13 protein-coding genes are annotated in these 16,104 nt (G+C 68.4%); 7 read left to right on the top strand and 6 right to left on the bottom strand.

Annotated elements, in window-relative coordinates; genetic code table 11:
* The first annotated feature begins 55 nt into the window (after positions 1–55).
* Together C6361_RS06025 and C6361_RS06020 are read left to right on the top strand one after the other, a co-directional pair.
* The gene (locus C6361_RS06025) at positions 56–1,297 is read left to right on the top strand and encodes a sorbosone dehydrogenase family protein (protein ID WP_107256181.1); all 1,242 of its coding nucleotides are present in this window, start codon (positions 56–58) and stop codon (positions 1,295–1,297) included.
* A 334-nt stretch (positions 1,298–1,631) separates the two neighbouring features.
* Complete coding sequence (locus C6361_RS06020) at positions 1,632–2,957, top strand: cytochrome P450 (protein WP_107267052.1); 1,326 nt, start codon at positions 1,632–1,634, stop codon at positions 2,955–2,957.
* A gap of 68 nt (positions 2,958–3,025) precedes the next feature.
* Here the strand turns inward: C6361_RS06020 and C6361_RS06015 are convergent, their stop codons facing one another.
* The gene (locus C6361_RS06015; RefSeq protein WP_107267051.1) at positions 3,026–4,216 is read right to left on the bottom strand and encodes an acyltransferase; all 1,191 of its coding nucleotides are present in this window, start codon (positions 4,214–4,216) and stop codon (positions 3,026–3,028) included.
* Positions 4,213–4,605, bottom strand: coding sequence for a hypothetical protein (locus C6361_RS36875; protein WP_159079199.1), 393 nt, complete (start codon positions 4,603–4,605; stop codon positions 4,213–4,215). Before C6361_RS36875 ends, C6361_RS06015 begins: the two co-directional genes overlap by 4 nt.
* 1,217 nt (positions 4,606–5,822) lie before the next feature.
* Here C6361_RS36875 and C6361_RS06005 point away from each other — a divergent pair.
* The 3 genes from C6361_RS06005 to C6361_RS05995 all read left to right on the top strand — a co-directional run bounded on the left by C6361_RS06005 (position 5,823) and on the right by C6361_RS05995 (position 8,601).
* Positions 5,823–6,734: an AraC family transcriptional regulator gene (locus C6361_RS06005; protein ID WP_107267049.1), complete on the top strand. Its 912-nt coding sequence runs from the start codon at positions 5,823–5,825 to the stop codon at positions 6,732–6,734.
* Positions 6,735–6,996: 262 nt separating this feature from the next.
* On the top strand, positions 6,997–7,446 hold the full coding sequence (locus C6361_RS06000; RefSeq protein WP_199853263.1) for a nitroreductase/quinone reductase family protein: 450 nt from the start codon (positions 6,997–6,999) through the stop codon (positions 7,444–7,446).
* A 126-nt stretch (positions 7,447–7,572) separates the two neighbouring features.
* Positions 7,573–8,601: an aldo/keto reductase gene (locus C6361_RS05995; protein WP_107267048.1), complete on the top strand. Its 1,029-nt coding sequence runs from the start codon at positions 7,573–7,575 to the stop codon at positions 8,599–8,601.
* Positions 8,602–8,705: 104 nt separating this feature from the next.
* Here the strand turns inward: C6361_RS05995 and C6361_RS05990 are convergent, their stop codons facing one another.
* Positions 8,706–9,641, bottom strand: coding sequence for an AraC family transcriptional regulator (locus tag C6361_RS05990; RefSeq protein ID WP_107267047.1), 936 nt, complete (start codon positions 9,639–9,641; stop codon positions 8,706–8,708).
* 106 nt (positions 9,642–9,747) lie between these two features.
* Between C6361_RS05990 and C6361_RS05985 the strand changes: the two genes are divergently transcribed.
* Positions 9,748–10,725: an SDR family NAD(P)-dependent oxidoreductase gene (locus tag C6361_RS05985; protein WP_199853262.1), complete on the top strand. Its 978-nt coding sequence runs from the start codon at positions 9,748–9,750 to the stop codon at positions 10,723–10,725.
* A 168-nt stretch (positions 10,726–10,893) separates the two neighbouring features.
* Positions 10,894–11,874: an alpha/beta hydrolase family protein gene (locus C6361_RS05980; protein ID WP_369931409.1), complete on the top strand. Its 981-nt coding sequence runs from the start codon at positions 10,894–10,896 to the stop codon at positions 11,872–11,874.
* A gap of 140 nt (positions 11,875–12,014) precedes the next feature.
* Here C6361_RS05980 and C6361_RS05975 read toward each other — a convergent pair whose 3' ends face one another.
* The 3 genes from C6361_RS05975 to C6361_RS05965 are packed head-to-tail and all read right to left on the bottom strand — an operon-like array spanning position 12,015 to position 15,606.
* Complete coding sequence (locus tag C6361_RS05975) at positions 12,015–14,171, bottom strand: xanthine dehydrogenase family protein molybdopterin-binding subunit (RefSeq protein ID WP_107267045.1); 2,157 nt, start codon at positions 14,169–14,171, stop codon at positions 12,015–12,017.
* Positions 14,168–15,151: a xanthine dehydrogenase family protein subunit M gene (locus C6361_RS05970; protein WP_107267044.1), complete on the bottom strand. Its 984-nt coding sequence runs from the start codon at positions 15,149–15,151 to the stop codon at positions 14,168–14,170. Before C6361_RS05970 ends, C6361_RS05975 begins: the two co-directional genes overlap by 4 nt.
* Entirely contained in the window at positions 15,148–15,606 is a 459-nt protein-coding gene (locus C6361_RS05965; protein ID WP_234359569.1) for a (2Fe-2S)-binding protein, read from the bottom strand. Before C6361_RS05965 ends, C6361_RS05970 begins: the two co-directional genes overlap by 4 nt.
* Between the last annotated feature and the right edge of the window lie 498 nt (positions 15,607–16,104).

The following is a 16,104-nucleotide window of genomic DNA, read 5'->3' as shown; positions in this document are numbered from 1 at the left end:
GGTGGGAACGCTCCCAGATCGCGTCCTCCACTCCACTTGCTCGAGGAGCTGAAACATGTCGCGACGGCGTCGTCGCCCGGCCGTGCTGGCCGGGTTGCTCGTTCTGGCCCTCTATGCGTTCCTGTTGCCGCCGGCGTCGGCGGCCAGCACCGCCACGGCCGGCGCACCCCACACCCGCGCGGTGCCACTCACCGAGCTGACCGTGGTGTCCGAACAGGTGGCCTCCGGTCTGCAACGTCCGATCGCGCTCACCGGGCTGCCGGACGGCCGGTTGCTGATCGCGGAGAAGAACGGCACCGTCCGTGCCTACCACCCCGACACCGGCTTGGCGGCTGAGCCGGTGCTCGACCTGACCGCCCGGATCGACACCTCGGACAACGAGCGCGGCCTCCTCGGCATCACGCCCGCGCCGAACTTCGCGCGGACCGGGATCCTCTACGTCGCCTACACGAGCCTGCCGGCCGGCGCGCTGACCCTGGCGCGCGTGCCCATCGGCGCTCCTGAGCGGGTGCAGGTGCTGCTCACCCAGGAGCACGCCGAGTACGGCAACCACAACGGCGGACAGGTCGCGTTCGGCCGCGAAGGCTACCTCTACTGGTCCCTCGGCGACGGCGGCCACGCGAACGACCCGTTCAAGTCCGGTCAGGACCTCGGCACCCTGCTCGGCAAGATCGTCCGGATCGACGTCAACCGCACCTGCGGCGCGAAGCCCTACTGCGTACCCTCCGACAACCCGTTCGTCCGCACCCGGGGCGCGCGGCCGGAGATCTGGGTCTACGGGCTGCGCAACCCGTGGCGGTTCTCCGTCGACCCGGTCGACAACTCGCTGTGGATCGGTGACGTCGGCCAGGGCCTGATCGAGGAGGTCAACCACATCCGCCCGTCGCAGCGTGGGGCGAACCTCGGCTGGTCCTGCCGGGAGGGCACCCCGGTCTTCGACCCGGAGCAATGCCGGCCGGGCGTGCGGTACACCGACCCGGTCTTCGAGTACGAGCACTTCATGACCGAGAGCTGCTCGGTGACCGGCGGCGTGGTGTACCGGGGGTCCGCCACCCCGGAGGCATGGGGCACCTACATCGCGAGCGACTACTGCTCGACCCTCGCGTTCGCCGTGCGCGCCAAACCCACGGGCGGCTACGAGTCCGCCACGATCGGCAACTTCCCGATCCAGCCGACCGCGATCGACGTCGACGTGCACGGCGAGATCTACGTGCTCAGTGACCTGCCGGGATGGCTGAGCCGGGTGCGGTTCGAGCGGGTCCAGCCAGCCTCTGGCGGCGGGGCGGCGAACCGCTGAACTCCGGGGTGATCCCTCGGCATCCGCAGGACCCCACGGGGACGGCCGCGTTCGGGCGGCCGTCCCCGGCTCACTTCGACACAGCCCCCGGGTGCGTTTCCTCCTGGTGAAATGCCACCGCGTGGCGGCCCGCCGCTCATGGAGGCGGTGCGGGCGTGCAGCGCACGCCGGCCAGTGAGGCCGAGCTGGTGCCGAACTCTTGACTGCTGGCGACAGCGATGGTGATGACCATCGCTGCGCACTGCGGGGCCAGGGACTGGAAAGGGGTACGGCGCGTGGAAATATAGTCGACGTAGGTCGATCAACTGAACGGGGGATCACCGTGACGACACAGTTGTCCAAGGCCATCGCCGTACCGGGTCCGGCCGGACATCCGCTCCTCGGCATGCTGCCGGCGCTCCGCCACGACCTGCTGGGATCGATCCTGGACGGCTTCCACACGTACGGCGACGTGGTGGCCTACCACGTCGGACTGCCTCGGGGGCCACGTGCCGTCAGCGTCGACGTGGTGAACGTGCACCACCCCGACGGCATCCGTCAGGTCCTCACCACGCCTCAGGTCTTCAGCCGGCGCGCGAGCGCGTATGAAATCCTTCGGGAGTTCATCGGTGAGGGACTGCTGACCAGCGACGGAGACCGTTGGTTGCGACAGCGGCGGACGCTGCAACCGCTCTTCACGCCGCGCCGGGTGGCCCGCTACACCGAGCTGATGGCCGAGGAAGCGGCCCGCGTCGTCGACGACATGGCGGTCACCACGGGATCCGTCGTGGACCTGTACCAGGTCATGCAGCGCTACACGATGCGGGTGGTCGGCCGGGCACTGTTCGGCGACGACATCGACGAGGTCGTCCCCCGTCTCCAGGAGCTCATGCCCATTCTGGGCGACCTCGCGCTGGCGCGCGCCCTACAGGTTGTCAAGCTGCCGCTGAGCTGGCCGACTCCGCGGTCCCGCCGGATCACGCAGGTACGTGCGACCCAGTACGAGATCATCGACCGCATCATCGCCGCCCGCCAGCGAATGGGCGGCGAGGAGAACGAGGATCTGCTCAGCCGGTTGTCCGCGGCCGAGGATCCGGAGACCGGGCAGGCGCTGTCCATGGAGGAGATCCGGGATCAGATGCTCGTGTTCCTGCTCGCCGGGCATGAGACGACCTCGGCCGGGCTGGCCTTCACCATGCACCTGCTGGGTCAGCATCCCGAGGTGCAGGAACGGGTCGTGGCCGGGATCGGCACGGGCGACGAGGAACTGGTGCGAGCTGCGGCCATGGAAGGCATGCGGCTGTACCCACCGGTGTACAGCATGGAGCGGATGGCCGAGTCTGACGTCGTCGTCTCCGGTTACCGAATTCCGGCCAATACCAAGGTGGTGGTTGCGCCCTGGGTCACGCACCGGCATCCGGAATTCTGGCCCGACCCGGAGCGCTTCGAGCCCGACCGGTTCCTCGGGCAGCAGGAGCGGCCGCGCTACGCCTACTTTCCCTTCGGTGGTGGGCCGCGCAGTTGCATCGGGGAACACTTCGCGCTGCTGGAGATGACCGTACTGCTGAGCGCGTTGCTCGCCCGTTACCGTGTGGACACCCGCGACGAGCGGCTGGAGGTCGTACCGATGGTCACTCTGCGTCCGGCTGGCGCGGTCCGGGCCACGCTGACCGTCCGGTGAACTGATGCCCTGGCTGATCCGGACAGGATCAGCCAGGGCACCGGGTTCGGCCCGGCGTCCGGCTGTCGCTAGCTGACTCGGGTCCCGTCACCCGTCGCGACGGGCATCGGCTCAATGGCAGGCGAAGCGGTAGCCACCGCGGCGGGCTGAGGGCCGGCGGCAGGTTTCCGGGATCTGGCGAACCGGCGCATCATCGGCCGTTCCACGCCGATGTGAAGCAACGATGCAAAGCCGAGCGTCGCCAGGTAGGCGCCGACCATCACGGCCAGCGCAGCGGCGACACCGAAGCCGTTCGGAGACATGTTCGCGGCACCATACAACACCAGGATGTGAATGAGGTAGAAGGCGAAGGACGTGTCGCCCAGCCAGCCGGCGACCCGCCCGCGCAGCGGTGAGCGGTGCCCCTCGACGTCCGCCCGCGCCGCGGCAGCCACCAGCAACGCGAGCGGGATGACCATCGCCGCGACCACCGAGTAGAGCAGCGGCACGACCTCGGAAACGCCGTAGAAGGCCAGCGTGACAAGTGCGGCGGCGGGCAGGCTCAGCCTGAACCACAGCCCCCGCATGACGAGCTGGGCGATGACGATCCCGAGGACGAAGTCCAGCATCCGCATCAACGGGAACTGTTGTACGAACCAGAACTGCGGAAATGCCGCGTCCGCGTAGGTGTACGTCGGCTCGTCCGGTAGGAACGTCGTCGAGACGACGGGCGCGACAAGCATCGCGGCGACAATGCCACCCGCGATCGACCAGAGCCAGGCAGCGGAGAGCCTTCGAATGCCGGCGAGCAGCCACGGGAACGATGCGTAGAAGAAGATCTCGCAGCTCAGCGACCAGCTCGGCGGATTGACTCCGTTGAAGATGAACTCATTCGGAATCCAGCTCTGCACCAGCGCGACGTTCGCCAGCGTCGGCCACAGCGGCGCGCCCCCTTGTACCAGCACCAGAAGAACGATGAACACGGCACAGACGACCAGGTGGTTCGGCAGGATCCGGGCGGCCCGACGGCGCCAGAACCGGCGATTCGGCTCGTGGTCGGGAGCCGACCAGGTCAGGACGAAACCGCTGAGGATGAAGAAGAAGCCGAGCGCGGCAGATCCGGTACGGCTGAGAACGGCGTACCACCAGTCGTCGACCCGCTCGTCGGCGAAGAAGCCGAACAACGTCGTGTGGGAGAAGAAGACCGTTACCGCGGCGATCCCCCGCAAACCGTTGAGCGTCGGCAGCTGCCGGGCCATACGTCCCGCCTGCTGTGTCATCCGCGGCCACCCTCCGTTGATTCGGACCTCTCCTGTCTGCGTACCGGCCGGCGCGTCCGGAACGCCTCCTCCGCGATGTCGGCCGCGCGTCGCACGCCGTCCAACTCCGCGATCCGGCGTTTGTGGTGCTGCGCTTTCGCGTGGTAGGCAGGGTCGTCGCTCACCTTGTCGATGGCCGCCCGCAGCCGCGCCGGACTCACCTTGGGCACCGGGACGAACTCGCCCGCGCCAGCTTGTGCTCCCGCTCGTCGTGTAGTGGCGTATTGCCGTCGAGCAGCCGCGAGCCCGTCCGCGACGTGCCCCTCGAAGGGAATGGAGTACGGGTAGGGCTTGGCTGCGCGAGCCTCCTGGCTCTCGGTGTATGACTGGCAGCGACCGGAGATATCCACTGTCACCACGGTTCGCGAAACCCCTCTCATCTGGTGCCTCGGGTGGAGCGGGCCGTTCAGCGGACCTGCTGCTCCAGTGGTCGGCAAAACTGCTCTAGGCAGTGGCGCACCGGGGATCGAGATCGGCCAGCACGTATCCGCCGTGCGGAGGGAGGTAGGCGGTCGTCTCTCCCACCCGCTGGTTCCGCCCGCTCCCAGGCTGAGCCAGCACAGGACGCCGCGGCTCGACTCGGTGAACCGGCAGCGCGAGGGCGTTCCTCGTTTCCGGCGCAGTGGTGGCGGCTTGGTCGCAGAAGACGGCCGGAGGTGCTATTGATGCGACTCGGCCGGCCGCCTCGCCCTACGAGCGACGGCACCGACGCGGCTCCGGCCTTGGACACGCCGCCAGCGGTCTTGCTGGCGTCGCCGTCCGACCATTCTGGAGGTGAGGAGGCAAGTCCAGGCCACTGCGGCCAGAAGGTCGGTCCAAGGTCGACGCACACCGGCCGACATCAGGCCAATAGGCTCGTGAAGATCGGCGCTAGTCTTGCCGGATTGTTCGGTAGCGCTCCTCGGGAACCAGGGTAGGAACCCAGGGATGCGGCGCTATGGCAGCGCAGGAAGAGTAACGTTGCGGTGGCAGCGCATAGATCATTGGTCCCCCGATCCGCTGTCTACATCCACCAGCGGCGATCGCTTGACGATCTCTCTGGAGCAGGATGCTACGCCGGATCCGCAGCGCGAGTCCAGTCCACTTTGTTACCGCGACACCTCCCGGCCACTGCGCCCGTGCTTCCCTCCAGGTAGCTTGCACCAGGTGGCAAGCGAGAGGGTGAGATCAAGCGAATCTCAGTCCGTTGGACAAGATCAACGAATAGTCGGCACTGAAAGCGGTCTCGCACCGGGGGGCGCCGCCTACCCCCACTGATGGCGCTCCTCGCCGTTACCTCCTGGCTGGTCTCGTCTGCTGCGCCGTCTGCGGCCGGATCATGGACTCTCACCGGGTCCACGGCCGACCCGGCTACCGCTGCCGCCACGGACACACGAGCACCCGCACCAGGACCTCTCCCAACCGAAGATCCTCCGAGGGTGATCGATACCGTAACCCCACGCGAGACGGCCCCAGAAACGAAAATCATCGTAAAGTCGCGGATCGGCCGCAGGGCCGTAGCGTAGCGTTGCGTCACGAGCCCCTCCCTGCCGGTCGATCGCCGCGAGTTCTGTGTTCCACTCGTGAGATGTCCCTGCACGAGCTGCGCGACCTGCTGGAACGGCATGTACGTCCCGATCTGACCACTGCGATCGACGGCGTCCGGATCTGCAAGATCGACCCCGGCGCTTCTCCGGTGACTTCGATGTCGGGCACCGTTCTGGCGATCATCGCCCAGGGCGGCAAGCGCCTCGCGCTGGCGGACCGAATGTACGAGTACGGCGTCGGTCAGTACCTCGTCGCCTCGGTCGATCTCCCGGTGACGGGGCACGTTGTCGACGCGGGCCCGGGTCACCCCGCACTCGGTTTCGGGATGACCCTGGAACCTGCCGCCGTCGCGGAACTGCTGCTGGAGGTCGGGCCGGGGGATCTGCCGGGTTCCCCCGGTACCGCACGGCCGGGAATCGCGGTCAGTGACGCCCCGGACGAGTTGCTCGACGCCGTCGTGCGGCTGCTGCGCCTGCTCGACCAGCCCCGGGACCGGAAGGCGCTCGTCCCGCTGTTCAAGCGCGAGATCCTCTGGCGGTTGATGACCGGGGAACAGGGTGACCTCGTCCGTCAGATCGGCCTCGTGGACAGCAGCCTCAGCCACATCACACGGGCGGTGCGGTGGATCCGGGAGAACTACGCCCGGCCGTTCCGTGTCGAGGAACTGGCCCACCTCTCGGGGATGAGTGTCTCCGCCTTCCACCGGAACTTCCACGCGGTGACGGCGATGAGCCCGATCCAGTACCAAAAACACATCCGCCTGCAGTCGGCGAGATTGCTGCTGGCGAACAACCCCCACGACATCACCGGCGTGGGCAGTCGCGTCGGATACGACAATCCGTCCCAGTTCAGCCGCGAGTATCGGCGCCTGTTCGGTGTTCCGCCCAGCATCGACGCGGCACGCATTCGCGGCGGAGCCGGCCCCGCCGCCGGTGCGCCGGCGTTGCCGTGAAATCGCCGGCGCGAAGAGGATCGTGCAACTATCCGAGACGATTCTGCTAGCACGGAGTTTGCGGCTTTGTTTTGCTGGAATCACTACCGGAACAGACACAGGATTCCGGACCAGTGCTGGCAGAACAGGAGGCAAGGGATGAAGGTCGGCAGACACTCAGCCCTCTCCAGGGGAGAAGCGAGAAGCATGAATCACCACACCCTGGGCCGGACCGAAAACGACGGGGCGAGGTGCCCCTCGACGACGAACGGCCGATGAGACCGTGACCGTGGATGACGCCGTCGCGCGAGCCCTCGCCATCGGACCGGACTCCTCCCCGGCTGAGCGCACCATCGACATCACCACGCTGGGCGCCCGCACCGGCATCCCGCGCCGCATCGAGATCTGGTTTCACCGCGTCGACGGTCGCTGGTACCTCAGCGGCATGCCCGGACCCCGCAGTTGGTACGCGAACGTGCGCGCCAACCCGCGGTTCATGGTGCATCTCAAGCACGGGGTCAACGCCGACCTGCCCGCGACCGCGGTGCCTGTCGGCGAGCCGACCCGACGGCGAGTGATCAGCGCGATCCTCGACCTCCAGAACCGGCCCGAGATCGCCGCGCGGGTCGCCCGGCGCCAGGAGTTCGACGACTGGTTCGCGCGTAGCCCGCTGGTCGAGATCGTGTTCGACGACGAGGAGCTGCGGACGGCGTCCTCAGCGCGGTCCGGATAGTCCGGGCCTCAAGACATCGGTCGCGTCTTCTGGTCGGGTTCCCGGCCTCTGCGCGTCAGGTTCTTTCCCGCCGCGCCGTTCGCCAGCGCCGGCCACTCAACACACGCCTTCACGGGAGACAGAACCATGAGATACCGCTCACTGGGCCGGACCGGAATCCAGGTCAGCCCCTATGCCCTCGGCACCATGATGTTCGGTGCCCTGGGAAACCCCGACCACGACGACTCGATCCGGATCATCCACCGGGCGCTGGACGCGGGAATCAACTTCGTCGACACCGCCGACGTGTACTCCCAGGGCGAGTCCGAGGAGATCGTCGGCAAGGCGCTCAAGGGCCGCCGCGACGGCGTCGTGCTCGCCAGCAAGGTGCACTACCCGATGGGCGAGGACCCGAATCACCGGGGCAACTCACGGCGCTGGATCATGACCGCGGTCGAGAACTCCCTGCGCCGCCTGCAGACCGACTACCTCGACCTCTACCAGATCCACCGCCCTGACCCGACGGTCGACATCGAAGAGACGTTGTCGGCGCTGTCTGACCTGATCCGCAGCGGCAAGGTGCGCGCGATCGGCACGTCGACCTTTCCGGCCTCGGAGATCGTCGAGGCGCAGTGGGTCGCGGAGCGGCGCGGCCTGGAGCGCTTCCACGCCGAGCAGCCGCCGTACTCCATCGTCAACCGGAGCATCGAACGCGAGGTCCTGCCGATCGCTCAGCGCTACGGGATGGGCACCTTGGTGTGGAGCCCGCTTGGCCAGGGGCTGCTCACCGGCCGACACCGCAAGGGCAAGCAGACCGACACCCACCGGGCCGGCCATACGCCGCAGTACTTCAGCGACGCGCGGAAGCTCGAGGTGGTCGAACAACTCGTTCCGCTCACCGAGAAGGCCGGCCTGCCGATGGCCCACCTCGCGATGGCGTTCGCGATCGCCCACCCGGGCGTGACCTCGGCGATCCTCGGCCCACGAACCATGGAACAGCTCGACGACCTGCTCGCCGGTGCCGACGTCACCCTGGACGACGAGATCCTGGACCGGATCGACGAGATTGCCCCGCCCGGTACCGACGCCGGCCCCAACCAGGCGGCCTACACACCGCCGGCCGTCTCGAACGTGAACCTGCGCCGCCGGCCGATCGCCGAGCGTTCCGCGGCCTGAGACGACCGCTTCGGGTGCGCCGGGAGCATCAACTAGCTGTCAATGTCGGAGCGAGAGATCGCTCCGCCGAGCGGCGCATGGTGACCCGTGCGCCGAGTGATTCATTAGACGGCCGCGCCGTGGGGGATGGCGCGCTCGTTGCGTGCGCGGTGCCGGTAGCGCAGGGGCGATTCTCCGGTCTCTCGTTTGAATGCGGTGCTGAATGCGGCCTCAGAGGCGTAGCCCAGGTCGACCGCGAGGGAACCGACGCGTACGTCGGCGCCGCGCAGAGCCCGCTGGGCCAGGAGCATCCGGTAGCGGCTGAGGTAGGTCAGCGGCGGGACGCCGGCCACCGTCCGGAAATGCCGGGCGAACGAGGAGCGTGACATCGCGGCGGCGCGCGCCAGGTCCTCCAGGCCCCATGGCTTTCCGGGCTCGGAGTGCATGAGTTCGAGGGCAGGGCGCAGCCGTTCGTCGGTCAGCACCCGGAGCCATCCGGGCGGTACCTCGGCCTGGTCGAGGTAGGCGCGGAGGGCTGAGAGTACGAGGAGCTGGGCGTATTGCCGGATTGCGAACGCGGAGCCGGTGCGGTTGCCGGCGATCTCGTCGAACAGCTGGTCCAGGAGTCCGCGCATGCTGGTCGCGGCCGACGCCCGGACGTGTCCCACCGGCGGCATTGTCCGCAGCAGTAGCTCGCGGCCGGCCGGGTTGATGTCCACGGCGGTGCCGATGACGATGTCGTCGGTGCTGCGGTCGGCCTCGGTGAGGCCGGTGAAGTTCTCCTCGGGCCCGATCTGCCGGCGTGGTCCGGTGCCGGTGCCGCCCTCCTGTTGCAGCCAGGACCGGTTGGTGAGGATGGCGACGTCGCCCGGCGCGAGTTCGATCGGCTCGTCGATGCCGTCGGTGAGCAGCCGGCCGTGGCCGGACACCATGGCGATGAGCTTCAGCGAGTCCACGCAGGGCGACCGCGCCACCCACGGGCCACGCGCCGCGAACCCGCCGGCCACGACACCTCGGATCTCGACGAGGTCGAACACCTCGGACAGCTGGTCGTTGCGCATCCTGACACTCTCGCGAAACAAATATGGACTGGCAAGTATTCAGCGTCCAGCCACGGTTTCGCAGACTGGAACCACGCCGCGTTGGCAGACCGAGGAGTTGGTTCGCGTGTCACATCAGTTCATGGACGGATCCCGGACGATTGTCATCACCGGCGGAAGCAGCGGCATCGGCTTCGCAGCCGCCACCGCGATCCTGAGGTCGGAGAATGGGCCGTGGCACGTGGTGCTGCCGGTCCGGGACGCGGTCCGGGGCCAGGTCGCCGTCGAGACGCTGAGCGCCGGCGCCGCGGCGGGCAACACGGTCGAGGCGATGGCGATGGATCTGTCGGCGCTCGCCTCGGTCCGGACGTTCGCCGCCGAGCTGACCGCCCGCGTGGAGTCGGGCAGGATCCCTCGGGTGCACGCTCTGGTGTGCAACGCCGGCGTACAGATGGGGACCCGCCTGACCCTGACCGCCGACGGCTTCGAAACCGCCTTCGGGGTCAACCACCTGGGCCACTTCGTGCTGGTCAACGAGCTGCTGCCGGTGCTGCGGGCGCCCGCACGCGTTGTCGTGGTCTCTAGCGGCACCCACGACCCGGCCGCGCTGAAGGTCGGCCCGGCCCCCGCGTGGAGCAACGCGGAGGCCCTGGCCCGCGGCATCCTCGCGCCGTCGGCCGCCGGCGACAACGCGCTCATCGCCGGTCAGCGCCGCTACAGCACCTCCAAACTCGCCAACATCTACTTCACCTACGCCCTGGCCCGCCGCCTGCCTGACGGCGTCACCGCCAACGCCTTCGACCCCGGCATGGTCCTGGGCACGAGTCTGGGACGTTCGCTGCCCGCCCCGGTGCGGTTCGTCTCCCGGCACGTCCTGCCTCACCTGACGTGGCTACTTCGCCGGGCGGTGACGCCGCACATCTACTCCGCGTCGAAGTCGGGCAGCGCGCTCGCCTGGCTCGCGACCGCGCCGGAACTGGCCGGTACCACGGGTCGGTACTTCGCCGGGCGCACGGCCATCCGCTCGTCGGACGAGTCCTACGACACCGTGCGCGCGGACGACCTGTGGAACGACAGCCTCTCGTTGACCGGCGTTCGAGCCTGACCGACTCGCGACATTGCGGCCCAGAACTGTGAAAGGAACACCATCATGAGTGAATCGAGTTGTCCGGCCGACTCCGTCGGCGGGTCGGCCGGGACGTCGCGGCGTACGGTGCTGTCCGCCGGGATGGGCCTGGTCACGGTCGGTGGCGTAGCTGCGGTCGGCGCCGATGTGGCCGAGGCGACGGTAGGCACCGATCGGGTCGGCGCCGGTCCTCCCGGCCGGCCCGGTCGGATCATCTCGGTCAGCCCGGTAACGCTGCCGGCGCCCGGCCGTGCCGCGCCTCTGGAGGTACGGGTCTCCGCCCCGGTGACCGGACGCAACCTGCCGGTCATCCTCTTCGCCCACGGCCACGGCCAGGTGAACTTCCTCAACTCGTACCTCGGCTACGGTCCGATCGTCGATTACTTCTCCTCGCACGGCTTCGTGGTGATCCAGCCCACTCACCTGGACGCGATGGCGCTCGGCCTGCGTGAAGCCGACGACCCAGACGCACCCCTGTACGCGCGGGCGCGGGCCGAGGACATGTCCCGCATCCTGGATCAGCTCGACGTGATCGAGAAGGCCGTGCCGCAGCTTGCCGGCCGCCTGGACCGGGACAAGGTCGCCGTGGTGGGCCACTCGTTGGGCGGGCACACGGCCGCCCTGCTGCTGGGCATGCAGTTCGACGATCCGTCTCGGGGCGGCCGGAAGGTGAGCCTCGCCGACCGCCGGATCAGAACGGGTGTGATGATCGCCCCGCCCGGCCGCGGCGGCGACGCGCTGCACGACCGGGTGGCCGAGCTCTACCCCGCCCTGAACGCCCCAGACTTCTCCACGATGCGGACGCCCGCGCTCGTCGTCGCGGGCGACAAGGACCTCTCCACCACCTTCACCGACCTGGGCCCGCGCTGGCGGATGGACGCGTACTTCCTCTCCCCGGGTCCCAAGTCGCTGCTCACCGTGTTCGGCGGGGAGCATCAACTCGGTGGAATCTGCGGATACGACTCCGGCCTGACCACCGACGAGAACCCGCAGCGGGTCGCCGCAATCAGCCGGCTGACCTCTGCCTACCTGCGCACCGCGTTCGATCGCCGGGATCCGGCCTGGCAGCAGGCGCGTGAGGCGCTGACGACCGGAGCCAACGCGATCGGACGGGTCGACTCCAGGTAAGCCCAGTGATCCGAGCCAGTTCGTGAGGCGGCGGGTGGTGAGGCGGGTGACAGGCAGGCATGGACAGGAACGGCGCGTGCGTCCGGGGTCAGCAGGCCACCGGGAGACCTGGCCAGCCACTCCGTCGACATGAGGGTCGGTCACAAGAATTTGTCCCGGGTGAACGGGACATCCCGGAGGCGGAGGCCGGTGGCGTGGTAGATCGCGTTGCCGATCGCCGCGGGCACCCCTGTTCCGGGTGTCTCACCAAAGCCGCGTGCGCCAAGGGATGGTTTGTGGTTGTCGTCCGCGCGATCGACGAACAGGGCTTCCACCGACGGGACATCGGCGCAGACCGGGACCAGATAGGCGGACAGGTTGGGGTTGACGACCCGGGCCGTGTGAGGATCCACCACCGTGTGCTCCATCAGCGCGAAGCCCAGGCCCCATGTCACGCCGCCGATCACCTGTCCGCGCGCGGTCCGGCGGTTGAGCACCCGCCCTACGTCGTAGGCGGCCACGACGCGGCTCACCCGCAACGCGCCGATCCGTGGGCGTATCCGGACCTCCACGAACACTGCTCCAGACGTGTGTCCGGGTACGTTCCGCCTTTCGCCCTGCACCTCGAGCACGCTGCCACGGCGACGCATGATGCCACGGAAGGTGTCACGGCGACGGCGGTCGCCTCGGGCGTACAGCCGACCGTCCTCCACGACCACCTCCTCGGCCGGCACGCCATACAGATCGGAATGGGGGTCGGCGACGGCGAGACGTACCACGGTGTCTCGCGCGGTCCTCGCCGCCTGATCCACCGGACCGACCACGCTGGGCATCGTGGACGAACCCGCCGAGATCGACGCACGGGGAAACTCGGTGTCGCCGAGCAGCGTCGTGACGTGGCCGAGCGGTACGCCGAGCCCATCGGCAGCGACCTGAGTCAGCACGGTGTAGGTGCCGGTGCCGATCTCCTGGCTCGCGGTCCGCAGGGTCGCCCGCCCGTCTAGCCCTACGGTGAGCGAGGCGAAGGACTCGATCGAGTTGAAGCTGTGGAACTCGGTAGCCATGCCCCAGCCCACGTACTCGTCGCCAAGCCTCATCGACCCCGGCCGGGGATCGCGCCGCTCCCAGCCGAACGCCTCGGCCCCCATCCGGTAGCACTCCAGCAGGTGGTCGCTCGGGTCGATCGTGGTGTGGTTGCGTACCCGCACCTCCACGGGGTCGATGCCGACCTCGTAGCTGAGCTCGTCCAAGGCGGTCTCAAGAGCGAAGTGAGCAGTCGTCTCGGGTGAGCGCATGTAGCTGGACGTGTGCAGATCCAGCTTGACGCCCATCTGCCGCACGTGGACGTTCGGGCAGGTGTAAAGGTTGATCGTGGAATCACTGGAGTTGTAGACCCCGTTCTCGGTACGGCTCAACTGTTGCGTCGAGGTGTCGACGATCGCGGTCAGGACACCCTGCCGGGTCGCGCCGACCCGCAGCCGGCGACTGAACTCGGAACGGTGGCCGTTCGAGGTGTACATCTGCGCCCGGGACAGCACCAGCTTTACCGGGCGTCCGACGAGCCTCGCCGCCTCCGCGGTGAGCAGGGTGTGGGGATAGACGGGCCCCTTGGCGCCGAAGCCTCCGCCGAGGTAGGGCGAGACCACCCGGACCTTGGTCAGATCGGTGATGCCGAACGCTTGAGACACGATCATGCGGGTGAAGACGACGCCCTGTGCGCTCTCGTAGAGAGTCAGCTCGTCGTCCTTCCAGACGGCGGTGGTGGTGTGGGGCTCGATCGGATTGTGATGCTGCACAGGGCTGCTGTAGGACCCCTCGATCCGGACCGGCGCCTGCCCGAGGGCTGCCTCGGCGTCACCGCGGACGTACTCGTTCTCCCTTTCACGGAACGCGGGCGGCAGGAACGCTTCGTCCATCGCGTCTGCCAGCCGTACGACGGCCTCCTCGGCGCGGTAGCGCACGCGTACGAGATTGGCGGCCTCCTGTGCCTGCTCCAGCGTTTCGGCCACCACGTAAGCGACCGGCTGCCCGTTGTGGTGGATGCGGGTATCCTGGATCGGCACGAAGCCCTTGGTGTACGGGAATGCCGGCACCGTGAACCTCCGCATGTCGCGGTGGGTGTAGACCGCCACGACTCCGGGGTGGGCCAGCGCCGCACGGCTGTCGATCTCGAGGATTTCCCCCCGGGCGATCGTGCTCATCACCATGAACCCGTGCAGCGCGTCGGTCAACTCGTTGTCCGCGGCGTAACGGGCCGCGCCGGTGACCTTCACCCGGCCGTCCACCCGTTCCACGCCCTGACCGACCAGCTCGGTCATCGCATGCCTCCGAGATCGCTGAGGGCGCTCGCCAGCGCCCGCTGAACGAGTTGGACCTTGAACCTGTTGTCCTCGTACGGCCTGGCCTCCCGGACGAGGGCCCGGCTCGCGTTGTCGATCGCCGCCTCCGTGAGCGGACGGCCTCGTAGCGCGGCCTCGACGCGCGGATCCCGCCACGGACGGGTGCCAATCCCGCCGAACGCCAGTCGCACGTCCTGCACGACACCGCCTCTCAACTGGAGCGCGGCCGCCACGGACACCACAGCGAACTCGAAGGTCGCTCGGTCGCGCAGCTTCAGGTAGCGCGAGTGGGTGGCCAGGGACGTGCGTGGGACGTCCACCCCGGTGATGAGGTCTTCGCTGCGCATCGCGGTTTCCTTCGCCGGGGTCGACCCGGGCAGGAGGTAGAAGTCGGAAATGGGGACGGCCCGGGCTCCGTCAGGGCCGAGAAGACGCACCCACGCGTCCAGCGCCGTCAGCGCCACCGCCAGATCGGAGGGATGCGTAGCGATGCAGTGGTCACTGCAACCGAGAATCGCATGCCCGCGGCTGTACCCGTTGATCGCCGGGCAGCCACTGCCGGGAGTACGCTTGTTGCACGGTGAGGCCGGGTCACGGAAGTACCCGCACCTGGTGCGTTGCAGCAGGTTCCCGCCGATCGTGGCCATGTTGCGTACCTGTGGGGAAGCCGAGGCTAGCAGCGCCTCCGACACCACCGGGAACGCCCGCCTCAGCCCGGAATGCTCGGCGACCTCCCGCATCCGGGCCAGGCCGCCAACGCGCAGCCACCGGGAGTCGAGAGCGATCCGGTTGATGTCCAGCTGGCTCACATCCACCAGGTGGTCGTGAACCTCCGCTCCGTCCCGCATCAGGTTGAGCAGGTCGGTGCCGCCGGCGATGAACGTCGAGTTCGGTGTTCTGGCGGCGATCCGTACCGCGTCGGCCGGGTCTTCCGCGACCGTGTACCCGAATGCCCTCACCGCCCGATCTCCTCTGCTGCGTCGGCGACAGCCGCGACGATGTTCTGGTAAGCCGCGCACCGGCACAGGTTTCCGCTCATCCACTCCCGGATTTCGGCCTCGGAACCTGTGTGGCCTTCGTCGATACAGGCCACGGCGGACATGATTTGACCGGGAGTGCACGCACCGCACTGGAACGCGTCGTGACGGATGAATGCCTCCTGTACCGGGTGCAGGTCATCGCCTCGCGCCAGTCCTTCCACGGTGGTGACCTCGGCGCCTTGCGTCATGACCGCCAGGGTCAGGCAGGATTTGATTCGCGCACCGTCCAACAGCACCGTGCACGCGCCGCACTCGCCCCGGTCACAGCCCTTTTTCGTGCCGGTCATGTGGAGGCGTTCGCGCAGCGCGTCCAGCAGGGTCACCCTCGGCTCCACTGTGACCGCGTGGCGCTGCCCGTTGACCGACAAGGTGATCTCGGCCGCCGCGCCGGCGGCGACGGTGTACGCCCGGGCGGCCGTGGCGTGCGGTGTTCCGGCGACAGCCGGACTCGCGACGGGTCCTGCTGTCGCCCCCGCCATACCCGCCGCGGCCGCCGTGACGGACATCAGAAACGTGCGGCGGCTGAGGTCCCCGCTTTCCGGGCCGACGTCCCCGCCTGTCAGGGCTGAGGCATTTTCGTCACTGGAGGTTTCCATGATCTGCCTTTCGTAGCGGGACCGGGCGGACGCCGCCGGAGTTGCCGATCACGAGGTCTGTTGTTCACCACGGCGCTGGGCGACGGAACGACGGCCGTTCCTTTGCAGACCGCCCGTGACGACGGCGAGGCGCCGGGTGCCGCCTGAACTGGTCTGTGTTGCGGTCATGCCGTCAACGCTGCGGTGTGACCGCAGGCGGTAACAGTTGCTCCCGAAGGAGGGGATGACATCCCCTCCTTCGCTCCCGTCGCGACCAGGTTCATCCCGCCGCGTGCG

It is taken from the genome of Plantactinospora sp. BC1 (assembly GCF_003030345.1).
Classification (GTDB): Bacteria; Actinomycetota; Actinomycetes; order Mycobacteriales; family Micromonosporaceae; genus Plantactinospora.
The sequence above is the reverse complement of the archived record's forward strand: the minus strand, read 5'-3'. Positions and strand labels throughout refer to the sequence as shown.

Bases quoted from the DNA above. Each gene is read 5' to 3' on its own strand.
- C6361_RS06025 (WP_107256181.1), top strand. From the start codon at position 56: ATGTCGCGACGGCGTCGTCGCCCGGCCGTGCTGGCCGGGTTGCTCGTT.
- C6361_RS06015 (WP_107267051.1), bottom strand. From the start codon at position 4,216: ATGACACAGCAGGCGGGACGTATGGCCCGGCAGCTGCCGACGCTCAAC.
- C6361_RS06005 (WP_107267049.1), top strand. From the start codon at position 5,823: ATGTCCCTGCACGAGCTGCGCGACCTGCTGGAACGGCATGTACGTCCC.
- C6361_RS05995 (WP_107267048.1), top strand. From the start codon at position 7,573: ATGAGATACCGCTCACTGGGCCGGACCGGAATCCAGGTCAGCCCCTAT.
- C6361_RS05990 (WP_107267047.1), bottom strand. From the start codon at position 9,641: ATGCGCAACGACCAGCTGTCCGAGGTGTTCGACCTCGTCGAGATCCGA.
- C6361_RS05975 (WP_107267045.1), bottom strand. From the start codon at position 14,171: ATGACCGAGCTGGTCGGTCAGGGCGTGGAACGGGTGGACGGCCGGGTG.